13 protein-coding genes are annotated in these 16,223 nt (G+C 34.2%); 6 read left to right on the top strand and 7 right to left on the bottom strand.

Going from position 1 to position 16,223, the window contains the following annotated elements; translation table 11 throughout:
- Positions 1-12: 12 nt before the first annotated feature.
- The 3 genes from QO190_RS09735 to ppk1 form a co-directional block, all read right to left on the bottom strand.
- The gene (locus QO190_RS09735) at positions 13-2,151 is read right to left on the bottom strand and encodes a DPP IV N-terminal domain-containing protein (protein ID WP_371462981.1); all 2,139 of its coding nucleotides are present in this window, start codon (positions 2,149-2,151) and stop codon (positions 13-15) included.
- 56 nt (positions 2,152-2,207) lie between these two features.
- Positions 2,208-2,891, bottom strand: coding sequence for a phosphatase PAP2 family protein (locus QO190_RS09730; protein WP_371462983.1), 684 nt, complete (start codon positions 2,889-2,891; stop codon positions 2,208-2,210).
- Positions 2,892-3,030: 139 nt separating this feature from the next.
- Positions 3,031-5,100, bottom strand: a complete 2,070-nt coding sequence (gene ppk1, locus QO190_RS09725; RefSeq protein ID WP_371462985.1) for a polyphosphate kinase 1 — start codon at positions 5,098-5,100, stop codon at positions 3,031-3,033.
- A 176-nt stretch (positions 5,101-5,276) separates the two neighbouring features.
- Here ppk1 and dnaK point away from each other — a divergent pair, with 176 nt between their 5' ends.
- Positions 5,277-7,175: a molecular chaperone DnaK gene (gene dnaK, locus QO190_RS09720; RefSeq protein WP_371462987.1), complete on the top strand. Its 1,899-nt coding sequence runs from the start codon at positions 5,277-5,279 to the stop codon at positions 7,173-7,175.
- Positions 7,176-7,417: 242 nt separating this feature from the next.
- A complete protein-coding gene (locus QO190_RS09715) occupies positions 7,418-8,473 on the top strand; it encodes a nucleoid-associated protein (RefSeq protein WP_371462989.1) in 1,056 nt (351 codons plus the stop codon).
- A gap of 359 nt (positions 8,474-8,832) precedes the next feature.
- Here QO190_RS09715 and cysK read toward each other — a convergent pair whose 3' ends face one another.
- Entirely contained in the window at positions 8,833-9,768 is a 936-nt protein-coding gene (cysK, locus tag QO190_RS09710; protein WP_371462991.1) for a cysteine synthase A, read from the bottom strand.
- Positions 9,769-9,990: 222 nt separating this feature from the next.
- Positions 9,991-10,815: a serine O-acetyltransferase EpsC gene (gene epsC, locus QO190_RS09705; RefSeq protein ID WP_371462993.1), complete on the bottom strand. Its 825-nt coding sequence runs from the start codon at positions 10,813-10,815 to the stop codon at positions 9,991-9,993.
- A 190-nt stretch (positions 10,816-11,005) separates the two neighbouring features.
- On the opposite strand from epsC, the gene QO190_RS09700 reads away from it, so the two are divergent.
- On the top strand, positions 11,006-11,932 hold the full coding sequence (locus tag QO190_RS09700; protein ID WP_213188556.1) for a malate dehydrogenase: 927 nt from the start codon (positions 11,006-11,008) through the stop codon (positions 11,930-11,932).
- Positions 11,933-12,076: 144 nt separating this feature from the next.
- Complete coding sequence (pafA, locus tag QO190_RS09695; RefSeq protein WP_371462995.1) at positions 12,077-13,735, top strand: alkaline phosphatase PafA; 1,659 nt, start codon at positions 12,077-12,079, stop codon at positions 13,733-13,735.
- 137 nt (positions 13,736-13,872) lie between these two features.
- On the opposite strand, the gene QO190_RS09690 is transcribed toward pafA, so the two are convergent.
- Both QO190_RS09690 and QO190_RS09685 read right to left on the bottom strand, forming a co-directional pair.
- Positions 13,873-14,400 carry a DUF4136 domain-containing protein gene (locus QO190_RS09690; RefSeq protein WP_371462997.1) on the bottom strand — a complete coding sequence of 176 codons (528 nt, stop codon included), beginning with the start codon at positions 14,398-14,400 and terminating at the stop codon, positions 13,873-13,875.
- A gap of 3 nt (positions 14,401-14,403) precedes the next feature.
- Positions 14,404-14,595: a DUF5522 domain-containing protein gene (locus QO190_RS09685; protein ID WP_104792305.1), complete on the bottom strand. Its 192-nt coding sequence runs from the start codon at positions 14,593-14,595 to the stop codon at positions 14,404-14,406.
- 81 nt (positions 14,596-14,676) lie between these two features.
- Here QO190_RS09685 and QO190_RS09680 point away from each other — a divergent pair, with 81 nt between their 5' ends.
- Positions 14,677-15,006 carry a hypothetical protein gene (locus tag QO190_RS09680; protein WP_104792306.1) on the top strand — a complete coding sequence of 110 codons (330 nt, stop codon included), beginning with the start codon at positions 14,677-14,679 and terminating at the stop codon, positions 15,004-15,006.
- 253 nt (positions 15,007-15,259) lie between these two features.
- Positions 15,260-16,168: a 1-aminocyclopropane-1-carboxylate deaminase/D-cysteine desulfhydrase gene (locus tag QO190_RS09675; protein WP_371463000.1), complete on the top strand. Its 909-nt coding sequence runs from the start codon at positions 15,260-15,262 to the stop codon at positions 16,166-16,168.
- Positions 16,169-16,223 lie beyond the last annotated feature (55 nt).

Below are 16,223 nucleotides of genomic sequence, written 5' to 3'. Positions count from 1 at the left end.
TTGCAGTTAAAACTATTTTAAATACAAATCAAAATAATCCGTAACCTTTTGCATTAAATGCACTCTGTCTTTGCCAGAAACATTGTGAGGATGACCAGGGTAAACGAAATAATCTAACTGAACGCCTTTGTCAACTGCAGATTTCAGGAATTTTACAGAATGTTGCCAAACCACTACATCATCTTGCGCACCGTGAATCATGAGTAATTTTCCTTTCAAGTTTTGAACTTTGTCTAAAAGATTAGCTTTTGCGTAACCTTCAGGATTTTCTTTTGGCGTGTCCATGTAACGTTCTGTGTACATAATTTCGTATAGAGTCCAGTCGATTACAGGTCCACCTGCAACTCCCGCTTTAAAAACTTCAGGATATTTCAGCATAAAACTTGTGGTCATAAATCCACCGAAACTCCAACCGTGAATTCCCATTTTTTCAGCATTTACAAAAGGCAAAGATTTTAAATATTCTACACCTTTTAATTGGTCTTTCATTTCAGTTTCACCTAGGTTTCTGAAAACCGCCTGTTCAAACTGTGTTCCTCGGTTAGAAGAACCTCTTCCGTCCATCGTGAAGACAATGTAACCACGTTGCGCCATGTATTCATACCAAAGATTTCCAGAAGCTGGGAAGTTATTGGTAACCAATTGTAAATGAGGTCCATTGTATAAATAGACAATTACAGGATATTTTTTAGTTTTATCAAAATCAGTCGGCAAAATCAGTTTTCCATACAATGGCGTTCCGTCGTCTGCTTTCAGGGTGATATTCTGAATTTCAGGTCTTTGGAAATTTTTCAGTGGGTTTTCTGCTGTTAAAATATTTTTGGTTTGAAGCGATTGCGTATTGATAATATTGGCAATTCTTGGCGTAGAAGCATTGGAGAAAACATCATATAAATATGTTCCGTCTTTGCTCAAAATTCCGTTGTGAATTCCAGCGTCTTTGTCTAATCTGGTGATTTTACTTGTTTGCCAATTTACTTTGTACAAATGTTTTTCAAGTGGCGTTTCTTTAGTCGAAGAGAAATAAATTTCTTTTTTCTTTTCGTTAAAACCTAAAATTTCGTTTACTAACCAATCTCCTTTGGTAATTTGTTTTACCAAACCTTTGTCTATGTTGTACCAAAATAAATGATTATAACCCGTTCTTTGACTTTGCCAAATAAAATCTTTATTTGAGCCAGGTAAAAAGGTTAATGGATGCTGAGGTTCTACATATTTTTCATCTTTTTCTTCGAAGAGTGTTTTAACTAAATTTCCTGTTTCGGCATCATATTGATTCAGTTTCATGTGGTTTTGAGCTCTGTTCAGCACCGCCACGAAAATAGATTTAGAATCAGGGCTCCAAGTTACGCTGGTTAAATATTGCTCTTTGTCGCCTTCGATGTTTAAGAATTTTTTGGCTTGAGTTTTTACATCAAAAATTCCGATGGAAACTTCGTGAGATTTGTTCCCAGCCATCGGATATTTGATGTTGTGGTTTTCTGCAGGAGTTACGCTCCAATCGATGATTGGATAGTCTGTAACCATGCTTTGATCCATTCTGTAAAATGCAATTTTTTGAAAATTTGGCGCTGCAAAAATTCCTCCATCGATTCCGAATTCATTTCGGTGAACCGATTGTCCGTTGATGATATTTTCCTTTTGGTCATCTGTAATTTTCAAAGTCTTTCCATTGATGTTTGCAAAAAGATTATTTTTGATGGTGTAAATAATCGTTTGATTATCAGGAAGTAGTAGAGCATTTTCCGCATCTTCAGGAATAGAAGCGAATTCTGTTTTTTGCCAAGAATTCCCCGTTTTTTGAAGCCAAAAATATTTTCCTTTTTGAGAAAAATAAGCTTTAGAATTGTTCAAAAATTTCAGTGGAGAAAGTGCTTTCAGTTTTTGGTCTGCATTTAGATTTTGATTCACTTGATACAAAGAAACCAATGTATCTGACTTGTTGGTCGCAATATCTGTGATGAGATAAGCGTTTTTAACCATTTGAAGATAAGATTTGCCATCATTGCTGAAAGAAAAATCTCTGATGTTTTTCACGGCAAGATTGGTTCTAAGTCCTAAAACGGCGTCGTTCATGGTAAATTGCTGCGTTTGCGAAAAACCACAAACCGAAGCCAAAACCAATGTTCCTAATATTTTTTTAAAGTTCATAGATGTTGAAAAATTTTAACGTAAATGTATGTTAATTCATTAATTGCTAAAGAATTTTATAAATGTTCTTTGTATAAAATCGTGAGATTGTCTTTTTCTGATTTTTTGTTCCATTGATATTGATGCGTCCAATAAGCGATTTTGGTGGATAAAATTCCTAATCCCGCTCCGAAAATCACATCACTCCAATAATGTTTGTCGTGAGCAATTCTCAAAACGCCCACTCCAGTTGCTACAGAATATGCAACATACGGAACCCAACGATAATTTTCGCCATATTCCATAGAAAGCATTGTGGCGCCAGCAAAAACATTCGCAGTATGACCACTCGGAAAACCAAATTCATTGCTTCCGTCTGGACGAGGTTTTTTAATGGCTTTTTTCAAAAGATAAGTGCTCCCGAAAACAAGAATTTCAGATTTTGTCAAAATAGCAGTTCTGTTCCAGAAGTCGGTTTTAGGTTTCATTCCTGCCCATTCAAAAGCGTAAAGTGAAACGTGAGGCGCAAATTGAAGATAATCTTCGGGATAACCACCGAAAGCCAAGAAATTTTTGTTTTCTGTAACGCTGAAATCTCTATTTTCTGTAGTTAAAACGATGCTTCCTGCTGTCATTAAAGTAGCGGGAATAATGAGTTTTTTGGTTTCAAATTTTTGTTGTTCTGAGAAAATTAAACTGTCTTTCTTTTGCGAAAAAAGAAGATTTGTGGCTAATATGAAAAGGAAAATAACTTGTTTCATTTTTCTGTCGTTCCTACGGAACTTTTTTACATACTTTATAATTTTCTACAAACGTATCGTTCCTACGGAACTCATAATTATTTATGGGACAAAAATCCAAAAAAATGGTTTAATATTTTCAGACATTATACTTCATACTTCATACTTCTACCTTCTTCTTTTCCAAAAATTTATACGTTTCTATTTGACTGCGGAATGGTTTTTTATTGTTTTTGACATATTTATTGGTCAAATCTTCATCTAGAAATCTGGCTTTTACGTTGCCTTTCAATTGAAGTTCTAATAAATCTTTCAGTTCTTTTTTTAGATTTTTTTGATTCACTTTTACGGCAGCTTCTATTCTGTAATCTAGGTTTCGCGTCATCCAATCCGCAGAAGAAAGATAGACATCTTCACTGCCTTTATTGTAAAAATACATCACCCTAGAATGTTCTAAATATTCGTCTACAATACTGATGGCATGAATTTTTTTCTTGAAGTTTTTCTGCTCTACTGCACAGAAAATTCCACGAACAATCATTTTAATTTCCACACCAGCTTCCGCTGCTTCATAAAGTTTTTTAATCAAACCTTTATCAGAAAGTGAATTTACTTTTATTATCATTTCGGCTTTTCTGCCTGCTTTTGCTTCTTCTATTTCTTTGTCGATATGCCAAACAATTTTTTCTCGCATAAAATGTGGACAAACCAATAAATGATTACAAGATTTCAATGCTAAAACTGGGTCTATTTTTGGTTTTCTGAATACGTTAAAAACTTTATTAATATCTGCCATAATTGCTCTGTTAGAAGTCATGAGCAAATGGTCTACATAGATTTTAGCTGTTTTTTCGTTGAGGTTTCCGGTGCTTACAAATCCGTATTGAATGGTCTTGTTATTCACTCTTTTTTTGATTACACAGAGTTTTGCATGCACTTTTTTATTGGGTAATCCTACTAAAACTTTTACGCCCTCTTCTTCTAATCTTTCTTTCCATTCTAGATTGTTTTCTTCATCGAATCTGGCGCGTAATTCTAACATTACGGTGACTTCTTTTCCGTTTCTCACGGCATTAATCAGTGCGTTTACAATTTTGGAATTGCTGGCTAATCTATAAGCCGTGATTTGAATAGATTTTACATCAGGATCCATTGCAGCTTCTCTCAGCAAGTCAATAACAGGTGTAAAAGTGTGATAAGGAAAGGTAAGAAGCACATCTTTTTTTACGATAACATCTGTAATTCTGCCTTCGTGGTCGAATTCTGGATGCGTAAAAGAACTTCTCTCGATTGGTTTTTCATAATTTTTAAAAACATCTGGAAAATCCATAAAATGTCTGAAATTATGAATTTTTTGTCCCGGAATAATGCTGTCTCTTTTGGTAAGATTGAGTTTTTTGATGAGGAACTCTACTAAAGATTTATCCATGTCTTTGTCAAAAACAAAACGGGTAGGTTTTCCTTTTCTTCTGGATTTGATGCCTTTTTCAATTTTTTCTACAAAGCTGGTTCTGATGTCATTATCGAGGTCAAATTCTGCATCTTTGGTCACCTTGAAAGAGTTTGCTTTGAAATCATCATACCCGAAATAAGAGAAAATATGCGGTAAATTGAAAGCGATGACGTCTTCTAGAAGCATTATGTCAGTTTCCTCAGGATTTTCGGTGGGCAAAATGACAAATCTTCCATTCGCTTTCGCTGGAACTTCTATAATCGCGAATTTTGTACCAAATTTCCAATCTTTTCTGCGCATTGCAATGCCGAGATAAAGGCTTTTTTCTCGCAAATAGGGCAATTGAACATGGTCATGAAGCAGAATAGGAATGACGTTGCTTTCTACCTCTTCATCAAAATATTTTTTAACAAATTCCTTCTGTTTTTCGGTGAGTTTTTTAGGAGTTTTAATGAAAACTTTTTGCTCTGCCATTTCTTCTTGGATTTTGTCCCAAGTTTTTTCAAAATCTTCCTGTTGTTTGATGACAATTTTATTGATTTTGTCCAGAATTCTTTGAGGTTTGTCAAAAAACGTATCTACTGCAAGTTTATCTTTCAGTTCTAGTGCTCGTTTTAGTCCTGCAACTCGCACTCGGAAAAATTCATCTAAATTATTAGAAAAAATCCCTAAAAATCTAATTCTCAGGTGTAATGGAACGGTTTCGTCCATCGCTTCTTGCAAAACTCTTGCATTAAAACCTAACCAGGTAATGTCTCTAGGATTGAATTGTGGCATATCTGTAAAAAGTTTTATCCAAATATAATGATAAACATGGGAATAGAGAAGTGAAATGGAGAATTTAAAAGATGACAATTTTTAAGAAAATGTCAATTTGTCACAATTTTCTCAATGGTATAAAATTGGAGAAATCCAAGTCAAATTAGTTAAGTAAAAAATAAAATATAAATATTATGAGCAAAATTATCGGAATTGATTTAGGTACGACCAACTCTTGCGTTGCGGTAATGGAAGGTAAAGATCCTGTAGTTATCCCAAATGCAGAAGGTAAAAGAACCACACCATCTATTGTAGCATTTACAGAAGATGGAGAAAGAAAAGTAGGTGATCCTGCAAAAAGACAAGCAGTAACGAATCCTACTAAAACCGTTTATTCTATCAAGAGATTCATCGGAACACAATTTTCTAAAGATAAAGAAGAAATTTCTAGAGTTCCATATCCTGTTGTAGCAGGTCCTAATGATACTGTAAAAGTAAAAGTAGACGATAGAGAATATACAGCACAAGAAATTTCTGCAATGATTCTTCAAAAAATGAAGAAAACGGCTGAAGATTTCTTAGGTCAAGAAGTAACCAGAGCAGTAATTACGGTTCCTGCATACTTTAACGATGCACAGAGACAAGCTACCAAAGAAGCTGGTGAAATTGCAGGTCTTAAAGTAGAAAGAATCATCAACGAACCTACTGCTGCAGCTTTAGCTTACGGTTTAGATAAAGTAGGTAAAAAAGACCTAAATGTAGTTGTTTTCGACTGTGGAGGTGGTACTCATGACGTTTCTGTACTAGAAATGTACGAAGTAGATGGTAACGCATCTTTCGAAGTAAAAGCTACTGATGGTGATACTCACCTTGGTGGAGATGACTTTGATAACGTAATTATCGACTGGATGGCAGATGAATTCAAATCTGAAGAAGGTGTAGACCTTAAATCTGATGCTATTGCACTTCAACGTTTAAAAGAAGCTGCTGAAAAAGCAAAAATTGAATTGTCTTCTTCTACTCAAACTGAAATCAACTTACCATATATCACCGCTACTGCAACTGGTCCTAAACACTTAGTGAAAACATTGACCAGAGCTAAATTTGAGCAATTGGCACATGATTTAATTCAAAGAACCATTGAGCCATGTAAAACGGCTCTTAGAAATGCTGGAATGAGCACTTCTGATATTGACGAAATCATCTTAGTAGGAGGTTCTACTAGAATTCCTGCAATTCAAGAAGCGGTAGAAAAATTCTTTGGAAAAGCGCCTTCAAAAGGAGTAAATCCAGACGAAGTAGTAGCAATTGGTGCTGCAATTCAAGGGGGAGTTTTAACGGGTGATGTAAAAGACGTTCTTTTATTAGACGTAACTCCGCTTTCTTTAGGTATCGAAACAATGGGTTCAGTTTTCACTAAATTAATTGAAGCGAATACTACCATTCCTACTAAAAAATCTGAAGTTTTCTCTACAGCAAGTGATAATCAGCCTGCGGTAACCATCAGAGTAGGACAAGGGGAAAGACCAATGTTTAATGATAACAAAGAAATTGGTAGATTTGACTTAGTAGATATTCCACCTGCACCAAGAGGAGTTCCACAAATTGAGGTAACTTTTGACATCGATGCAAATGGTATTCTACACGTTTCTGCCAAAGACAAAGGAACTGGTAAAGAACAATCGATAAAAATCCAAGCATCTTCTGGACTTTCTGATGCAGAAATCGAAAGAATGAAAAAAGAAGCAGAAGAAAATGCAGCAGCAGATGCGAAGAGAAAAGAAGATGTAGAAACCATCAATAAAGCTGATGGAATGATTTTCCAAACAGAAAAACAATTAAAAGAATTTGGAGAAAAATTATCTGCTGATAAGAAAGCAGCAATCGAAGCAGCTCACGCAGAATTGAAAGTTGCTTATGAAACCAAAGATGCAGATGCGATTAAACCTAAGTTAGAAGCATTAGACGCAGCTTGGATGGCAGCTTCAGAAGAATTGTACAAAGCAACTCAAGAAGCACAACCGCAACCTGAACAAACACAAGGTAACGCTGGCGAAAATGTACAAGATGCAGATTTCGAAGAAGTGAAGTAAACTTCGTTTAAATATTAATATCAAATCCCAATCAGTAATGGTTGGGATTTTTTTGTTTTTATTTGGGCGGCATTTCCGTCTACAGCTCCCGCTTTTTTTCTGTCATAACGAGCATAATAAATCTGAAGAGCAGTAATTCTTTCAAAAGTTCTAGAAATTTGAAACCACTATGATACAGAAAAAAGAGCTCCGCTTTCGCCGGGCCGTGAAAAAATCTCCGTAAATTTCCCTATTTTCGCAGCATGATTTTCACAGAAGAAACCACGCTAGAACATCTTTGCATCAATTACGTAGGAAACCAAACGCATCAAGAAGCTTTGGTAACCACAGATTCAGAAGTTTTCATCACAGATGAGATGAAAGCATTGCTCAAAGATTATTTCCTTAAAAATTTTAAACCCGAAATCTTTTTCGAGTTTTTCCATAGTTCTAATATCGAGAATAACAAAGTGTTTACTTACGTTTCAGAGATTTTTGAACAACCAGAATTGTTAGAAAACCAATCCAAAAAATTGGCAAAACTGCTGTACGAACATTCTACCAATCCTAGAACCAAAGGTGGAGAATTTTATGTTTGCTTTTTCAAAGATTGCATCGTAAAAGGAGAAAGATATGACGCAGTCGGACTTTTTAAATCCGAAAACAAAGATACTTTCCTAAAAGTTTCTACCAAAAATGATGTCACACTGAGCGGAGTCGAAGTGTTTGAATTGGAGACTTTACAGGGAATCAATTTGAATAAAGTAGATAAAGGTTGCTTAATTTACAATACCAACAAAGAACAAGGCTATCTCATGTCTATTATTGATGGAACGAGTAGAGCCGAAACCAGTTATTGGATGGACGATTTCTTGCAGGTTCGTCAGCGTCAAGACGAATATTTTGAGACGCAAGAAACGCTTACGCTTTACAAAGAATACATCACGAAACAACTTCCGCAGGAATTTGAAATCACCAAAGCAGACCAAGCTGATTTCTTGAATAAATCGCTGAGTTTTTTCAAAGAAAAAGAAGAATTTAAGATGGAAGAATTCACGGGAGAAGTTTTGGGAGACCAAGAAGTCATTCAAAGTTTCAATGCCTTCAAAACCCAATACGAGGACGAAAGAGATTATGCTTTGTCAGATGAATTCGCCATCAATGATGCAGCAGTTAAGAAAAACGCTAGAATTTTTAAAAGCGTCATAAAACTAGACAAAAACTTCCATATTTACATTCACGGAGACCGAAAACTCATCCAGCAAGGACAAGACGAAAACGGAAAATATTATATGCTCTATTTCGAAGAAGAAAACTAAAAAAAAATATCTCGCTGATTTAGCAAATTTTAAAAAAATATTCATCAGTATAATAAGCTAAAGTTTAAAAAATAAAGGACAAAAAGTAAATTTTTGTCCTTTTGAATTTCTTATTTTCAATCTTTTCTTTTGTCTATTTTGCGGTTAATTAATTTTAAAAAACATCGGCTTAATCTGCTAAATCAGCGAGAGTTTAAAAAATAAAGGACAAAAATTTACTTTTTTGTCCTTTTGAACTTCTTATTTTCAATCTTTTCTTTTGTCTCTTTTGCGGTTAAATTAATTTTAGAAAACATCGGCTTAATCTGCAAAATCAGTGAGAAACAAAAAAACGCTCCAAATTTTTGGAGCGTTTTCATTTATTTCAATTCAGATTCATTTTCTTGAAACAAATCTGGAACTGACCAATATCTTTCGCCAGTGTCATAATTAAAGGTCAAAACTTTAGCGCCTTTTGGTAATTCTTGTAATTTCTTAGCAATTGCAGCAAGAGAAGCACCGGTAGAAATTCCTGCTAAAATTCCTTCTTGAGCAGCTAATTTTCTAGCAAAATCATAAGCTTCTGCTTTTTCTACCTGAATTACACCGTCTAGGATTTCAGAATTCAACACTTTTGGTACAAAACCAGCACCAATTCCTTGCAAAGGATGCGGACCAGGATTTCCACCGCTTAAAACTGGTGAATCTGTAGGTTCTACGGCATAACTTTTCAGATTCGGGAATTTTTCTTTGAAAACTTCTGTTACGCCTGTAATGTGACCGCCAGTTCCTACACCTGTAATCACATAGTCAAATCCTTCTGGGAAATCTGCCAAAATTTCTTGAGCAGTGGTATTTTTATGAACTTCTGGATTCGCATCATTTTCAAATTGCTGTGGAATCCATGAATTTTCAATCGTAGAAGCCAATTCATAGGCTTTTTTCACCGCTCCATTCGTTCCTAATTCTCTTGGAGTTAAAACAAATTCAGCGCCATAAGCAGACATGAGTTTTCTACGTTCTACAGACATAGATTCTGGCATTACCAACACTAATTTGTAACCTTTAACCGCGCAAACCATTGCTAAACCAACACCTGTGTTTCCCGAAGTAGGTTCTATAATCAGTGTGTCTTTATTAATTTTTCCTTCTTTTTCCGCCGTTTCTATCATCGCAAGAGCAATTCTGTCTTTGATGCTTCCACCAGGATTTTGACGTTCTAGTTTCATCCACACTTCTACATCACTCCCGAAAATCTTATTTAATTTTACCAATGGAGTGTTGCCTATCACTTCTAGTACATTGTTAACTTTCATATTTTTAAATTTTAAATATTATTAATTTGGGCAGCTTTACCGCCTTCCACTCCCGCTTTTTTAAAATTTTTTCCTTACTAACTCTCCTAAAGGAGAGAGCCAAAAAAAATTTTAAAAAGAGCTCCGTTCAAGTCGGGCTGCAAGTTTCGTTATCTTAATTAAATTCAGTTTTTACTTGTTTCAACCTTTACCTCTACCTTAGCCTCAACCTTTACCTTTACCTCAAATAAAGTAGTTAATCGGTTCATCACCCGGAAATTTATTTCTCACCGTCACTTGACCTTTATGAAAAACCACCGAATTTTTCGGTAGGCTGTCTGTAATCCAAACGTTTCCACCGATGATGCTGTTTTCGCCAATCACGGTTTCTCCTCCTAAAATGGTAGCATTCGCATAAATAACTACACTGTTTTCTATGGTAGGATGTCTCTTGGTATTGGCAATTTCTTTAGAAACAGAAAGCGCTCCCAAGGTAACACCCTGATAAATTTTGACACCATTTCCAATTTCTGAGGTTTCACCTATTACAATTCCCGTACCATGATCGATGAAGAATGGCGAACCAATGGTAGCACCCGGATGAATGTCTATTCCTGTTTTGCTGTGTGCTAATTCTGTCCAAATTCTAGGAATCAACGGAATTTTTTCCAGTTGCAATTCGTGAGCTAATCGGTAAATTGCAATCGCATAAAAACCGGGATAAGAAAAAGTGACTTCTTCTACAGAGGTTGCAGCTGGGTCATTTTCTAGGGCAAAAGCAGCGTCTTTTTCTAAAGTTTTATAGATTTCTGGGAATTTGGTAAAAAAATACTCTCCACATGCTGTGGCTTTTTCTTTGTCATCAAAAACAGAATACAGAATCTTGATAAAATCTATTTTAAATTGTTGTAATCTATTGGCGATTTCATCTTCTGAAGCACATCTTTGAAGTTCTAGAAAAAACACGAATCTGAAAAAATCATCGATAAAGGTTTCAATTTTCTTTTTGTCTAAATCATATTTTCTATTAGAATATCCGTCTTGTAAATGCTTCAAAAAATTTTCCATCCTTCAAAATTTAAAACAAAGGTAAGCAATGTCTCTGTTTTTGTCCTTGATTTATGGTAATTTTTACATCTATTTACACGATTGAAAAATTTTAAAATTAGGATGTAATTCATATCAAGAAAATTGTCTAATCCTCAAATAATCATTAAATTTGAGCAACTTAATTTTAAACTTTAAAAAAATAAAAAAAATGAAAGTAACTGTAGTTGGAGCAGGAGCTGTAGGTGCATCTTGCGCAGAATATATTGCTATGAAAAACTTCTGTTCAGAAGTAGTTTTAGTAGATATTAAAGAAGGTTTTGCTGAAGGTAAAGCAATGGATTTAATGCAAACTGCTTCTTTGAATGGTTTTGATACTAAAATTACGGGAACAACTGGTGATTATAGTAAAACTGCCGGTTCAGATGTAGCGGTAATCACTTCTGGTATTCCTAGAAAACCAGGAATGACTAGAGAAGAGTTAATCGGTATTAATGCAGGAATTGTAAAAGATGTAACGGCTAACTTAGTAAAACATTCTCCTAATGTAACCATTATCGTGGTTTCTAACCCAATGGATACTATGGCTTACCTAGTTCACAAAACTTCTGGTTTACCAAAACATAAAATCATTGGAATGGGAGGTGCTCTAGATTCTGCAAGATTTAAATACAGATTGGCAGAAGCTTTAGAAGCTCCAATTTCTGATGTAGACGGAATGGTAATTGCAGCACACTCAGATACTGGTATGCTTCCATTATTATCTAAAGCAACTAGAAATGGTGTTCCTGTAACTTCTTTCTTATCTGAAGAGCAACAAGCGTATGTAGTAGAAGAAACTAAAGTAGGAGGTGCTACATTAACTAAATTATTAGGAACTTCAGCTTGGTATGCACCAGGTGCAGCAGTTTCTGTAATGGTTCAGGCAATTGCTTGTGACCAAAAGAAAATGATTCCTTGTTCACTTATGTTAGACGGAGAATATGGACAATCTGACATTTGTTTAGGTGTTCCTGCGATTATCGGTAAAAATGGAGTAGAAAAAATCGTAGAAATCGAATTAACTGAAGCAGAAAAAGAAAAATTTGCAACTGCAGCAGCAGCAGTAAGAGAAGTAAATGGAGATTTAAAATTCTAAAAAAACTCCTTTTTTTGAAATAAATTAAACGCATCTTTTAGGTGCGTTTTTTTGTGAAGTCAAACGGTTTAATTTTTAATGTAAAATTAAACTTTAGCTACAATAAAAACCTTTAAATTTGCCTAAATTAAAATTTCTAGAAAAATGCTTAGAAAAATTAGCACTCTTGCATTGGTAACATTGGCTTTGTTATCTGTAGATGCACAAAAAAATAAAAATACTCAATTCAATGATGGTGTGGAAAGACCAAAATTGGTGGTAGGAATTGTAGTAGACCAAATGCGTTGGGATTTCTTATATAAATATCAAGCAAAATACGGAAACGGTGGCTTCAAAAGATTATTAAATGAAGGCTACAGTTTTAATAATGTGATGATTGATTATATTCCTACGGTTACTGCATTAGGTCATACTTCTATTTATACAGGTTCTGTTCCATCGATTCATGGAATTGCGGGAAACGACTGGACGGATAAAGAAACAGGTAAAAATGTTTACTGTACTACAGATGAAACGGTAAATGCTGTAGGAACAGAAGCTAAAAAAATAGGTCAGCATTCTCCTAGAAATCTTTGGAGTACTACCATTACAGACCAGTTAGGAATTGCAACCAATTTCCGTTCAAAAGTAGTTGGCGTTTCTTTGAAAGACAGAGCTTCTATTTTACCAGCAGGTCATAATCCAACTGCAGCTTTTTGGTTTGATGAAACCACGGGGAATTTCATCACTTCTGATTACTATTTGAAAGAATTACCACAGTGGTTGAATGAATTTAACAAAGAAGAAAACGGTAAAAAATTAGTTTCAAAAGGCTGGAAAACATTACTTCCTATCTCAGAATATTTTGAAAGTACAGATGATAATGTTGCATGGGAAAGCCTTTTAGGAAGCGCTAAAACACCTACTTTTCCTTATGAAAATTTAGCGAAAGATTATGATGCAAAAAAAGGAGTGATTAGAACAACTCCTTTTGGAAATTCTTTAACCCTAAAAATGGCTGAAGCTTCTATCAATGGATATGGAATGGGTGAAGACCAAATTACAGATTTCTTAGCAATAAATATTGCTTCTACAGATTATGTAGGTCATGCTTTTGGCCCAAATTCTATAGAAATAGAAGATACTTATTTAAGATTAGACAGAGATTTAGAAGCATTTTTTCAACAGTTAGATAAAAAAGTAGGAAAAGGAAACTACTTGGTATTTTTGTCTGCAGATCATGGTGCTGCACATTCAGAAGGTTATATGCAAGCCAATAAAATGGCAACAGGTTTCTTTGGTGAAGGTTTAGAAAAAACACTTAATGATGAACTTGAAAAAAAATATGCTGGAAGTAAATTGATTTTAGGAATTGATAATTACCAAGTTTATCTTAACCAAAATGTTATCAAGGAAAAAGGATTAGAAACAGATGAGGTAAAGAAAACCATTCTTGGTTTGCTGAATAAAGATAAAAGAGTATTGTACGCTGTAGATTTAGAAGAAGTAGCAGAAGCAGCAATTCCAGAACCAATTAAAACCAGAATTATTAATGGTTATAACTGGCAAAGAAGTGGTGATATTCAAATCATTACGCATGACAGCATGTTGCCGACTTATGCTAAAAGAGGAACTACTCATAGCGTTTGGAATTCATACGATGCTCACATTCCATTAATTTTTATGGGTTGGAAAGTTAAAAACGGACAAAGTGCAAAACCATATCACATGACAGATATTGCGCCAACTCTAGCTCAAATGCTGAAAGTTGAAAATCCAAGTGGGAACATAGGAAATCCTATTACAGAAGTTTTAGAAAAATAATAGATTTTCATCTAATACTATATTATAAAATCGGGAAGACTTCCCGATTTTTTTGTTTTAAAATATGAAAAACCTACGGCGCGAGCAAAGCTCGCGCCGTAGGTTTTTAGACAATAATATTAAAGTTAAAAATATTTTTACTTTTTCACAGGCGGATAATTGGCCATAATTTCTGCTACAATCGCTGGAATTTGTTTTTGTTTAGATTTAGGAGAATCTACATTGATTCCGCTTCCTACACCTTGCCAAACCAATTTTCCAGTTTTAGCATCTACGATGTCTATTACTAAACTTCCTCTGTTGTAATCGGTAGTCCAAGCTCTGCTCATTCCAACTCCCCAACCAAAAGGTCTTCCCCAACCATACATTCCGAAACTAGGTTCAATTCTCGTATCTTCTACTTTTTTATGAGAAGCTTTTAAGTTTACAACTAAATCGGGAGTTTGAGATGCTGATAAACCTTTCATTTGTAGGTTTTTAGCTACTTCGTTTAAAACACGGTCTTTGTCTAAATCATTCAGTTTTAAATCATCTACTCTAAACTGATACGTTTTATAAGAACTAAAATTGGCAGTTTCAGCATAATCCGTTCTCACATTAAATGGTGAACAAGACGTAACAAAAAGTGCTGCTGAAGCCAACAAAAGGAAAAAATATTTCTTCATTTTTTATGATTTATGTGGTTTTTTCTCAATTTTTTTAAAAGAATCAGTCTTTTTATCATAACCATAAGGGCAATGTTTACAACCACTTTTACAGCAATAACCGCGTTTTAAGTGGTATCTTTCGGTGAAAACTTTGTAGCCTAATTCATTATAATAAAAATCTTCGCCTTCTACTAATTCTTTATCAAATTTCATTCCATAAAATTACAAAAAATTCAATCATATTTTTAAATCATTGTGATAATTGCTCCTTTTAACTTTTCATATCTTTGTTCTATGATTATTTTGAGTTTACGCCTTCTCCGAAAGACTAGAATCAACGGAATTACCATTTTTCCGTTCATTTTTCTTCGTGAATCAGCGTTTAAGGAAAATAAAATACTCATTAATCACGAAAAAATACACATTCGTCAGCAATTAGAACTCCTTATTATTTTCTTTTATTTGTGGTATGTAGTAGAATATTACTATTGGTATTTGAAGTTAAAAGACAAACATTTGGCTTACCGAAATATCAGTTTCGAAAGAGAAGCTTACGCTATGGAAGAAGATTTAAACTACCTCGAAACCAGAAAAATTTGGAGTTTTTGGAAGTACAGAGTGTGAATAGGACATGACTAATTCATTCACATTTTAATTTTAAAACGCAAAGGTTTTTAATTATTTATTTAATTATTATAGTGAGCTAAGTCAACGAATAAATTCGTTTTTAAGCGTTCGCTTCATCAATTCGCTAGCGAATTCAATCTTTGCTTTCTTAAATTTTAGTTCCTTATTAATGTAACTTTGCGTTTCAAAATCGTAAATAGTTAATTGTCTCTTGATTTTTTCTTTTTACTGCTTTATTTAAATTTGTATTATGAATTTACCCAAACATAAAATTCCAATTGTAGAAATTTCTCTCGGAAAAAAAGTAAGACTTTTCATCAAAAGAGAAGACCTTACTCATCCCGAAATTTCTGGAAATAAATATTGGAAAATGTTTTACAATGTCAAAAAATATTTAGAAAAAGAAGTTTCAAAAAGAAAAATCATTACTTTCGGAGGTGCCTTTTCTAATCATATTGCGGCAGCTGCAGCTTTGGGAAAAGAATTTGGCATCGAAACTCTAGGAATTATCAGAGGAGACGAATTAGAAAATACTTGGCAAGAAAATCCTACACTTTCTTTAGCTTACAAAAACGGAATGACTTTCAGATTTGTAACTAGAGAAACTTATAGAGATAAGGAAACTTTGATGAAAGACCTTCAGGAAGAATTCCCCGAAAGTTTGGTAGTTCCAGAAGGAGGAACCAATGAAAATGCGGTGGAAGGAATTCAGTTTATGCTCAATGAAGAAACTCAAGATTTTGACTATCTTTGCAGCGCTATAGGAACAGGAGGAACCCTTTCTGGAATTTCTAAATTTGCTAAAGAACATCAAAAAGTGTTAGGTTTCAAAGCAGTGAAAGATGAATCTTTAGAAAAAAGGATTTTAAATTTTTCTAAAAGACAAAATTTCACCATTTTTGATGCATCAGATGGTGGTTTTGGCAAAATAACAGACGAAAATATTCGTTTTATAAATAAATTTTATCAAGATTTTGGCATTATTTTAGAGCCTGTTTACACTGGGAAAATGCTCAGGAAGATTTTTGAACTCATAGAAGAAGATTACTTCCCAGAAAATAGCAAGATTTTAGCTTTTCATACAGGAGGTTTGCAAGGAATAAAAGGCGCAAACGAAATGTTGAAAAAGAAAAACAGAAATTTAATAAAAGTTTTATAAATATTGAGTTCCGTAGGAACGAAAGGTTTGTAGAAAAAACATCATTATCAATAGG

The sequence above is a fragment of the Cloacibacterium sp. Arc13 genome (genome assembly GCF_041431305.1).
GTDB lineage: Bacteria > Bacteroidota > Bacteroidia > Flavobacteriales > Weeksellaceae > Cloacibacterium > Cloacibacterium caeni_B.
This window is presented reverse-complemented; position numbering and strand designations above follow the sequence as displayed.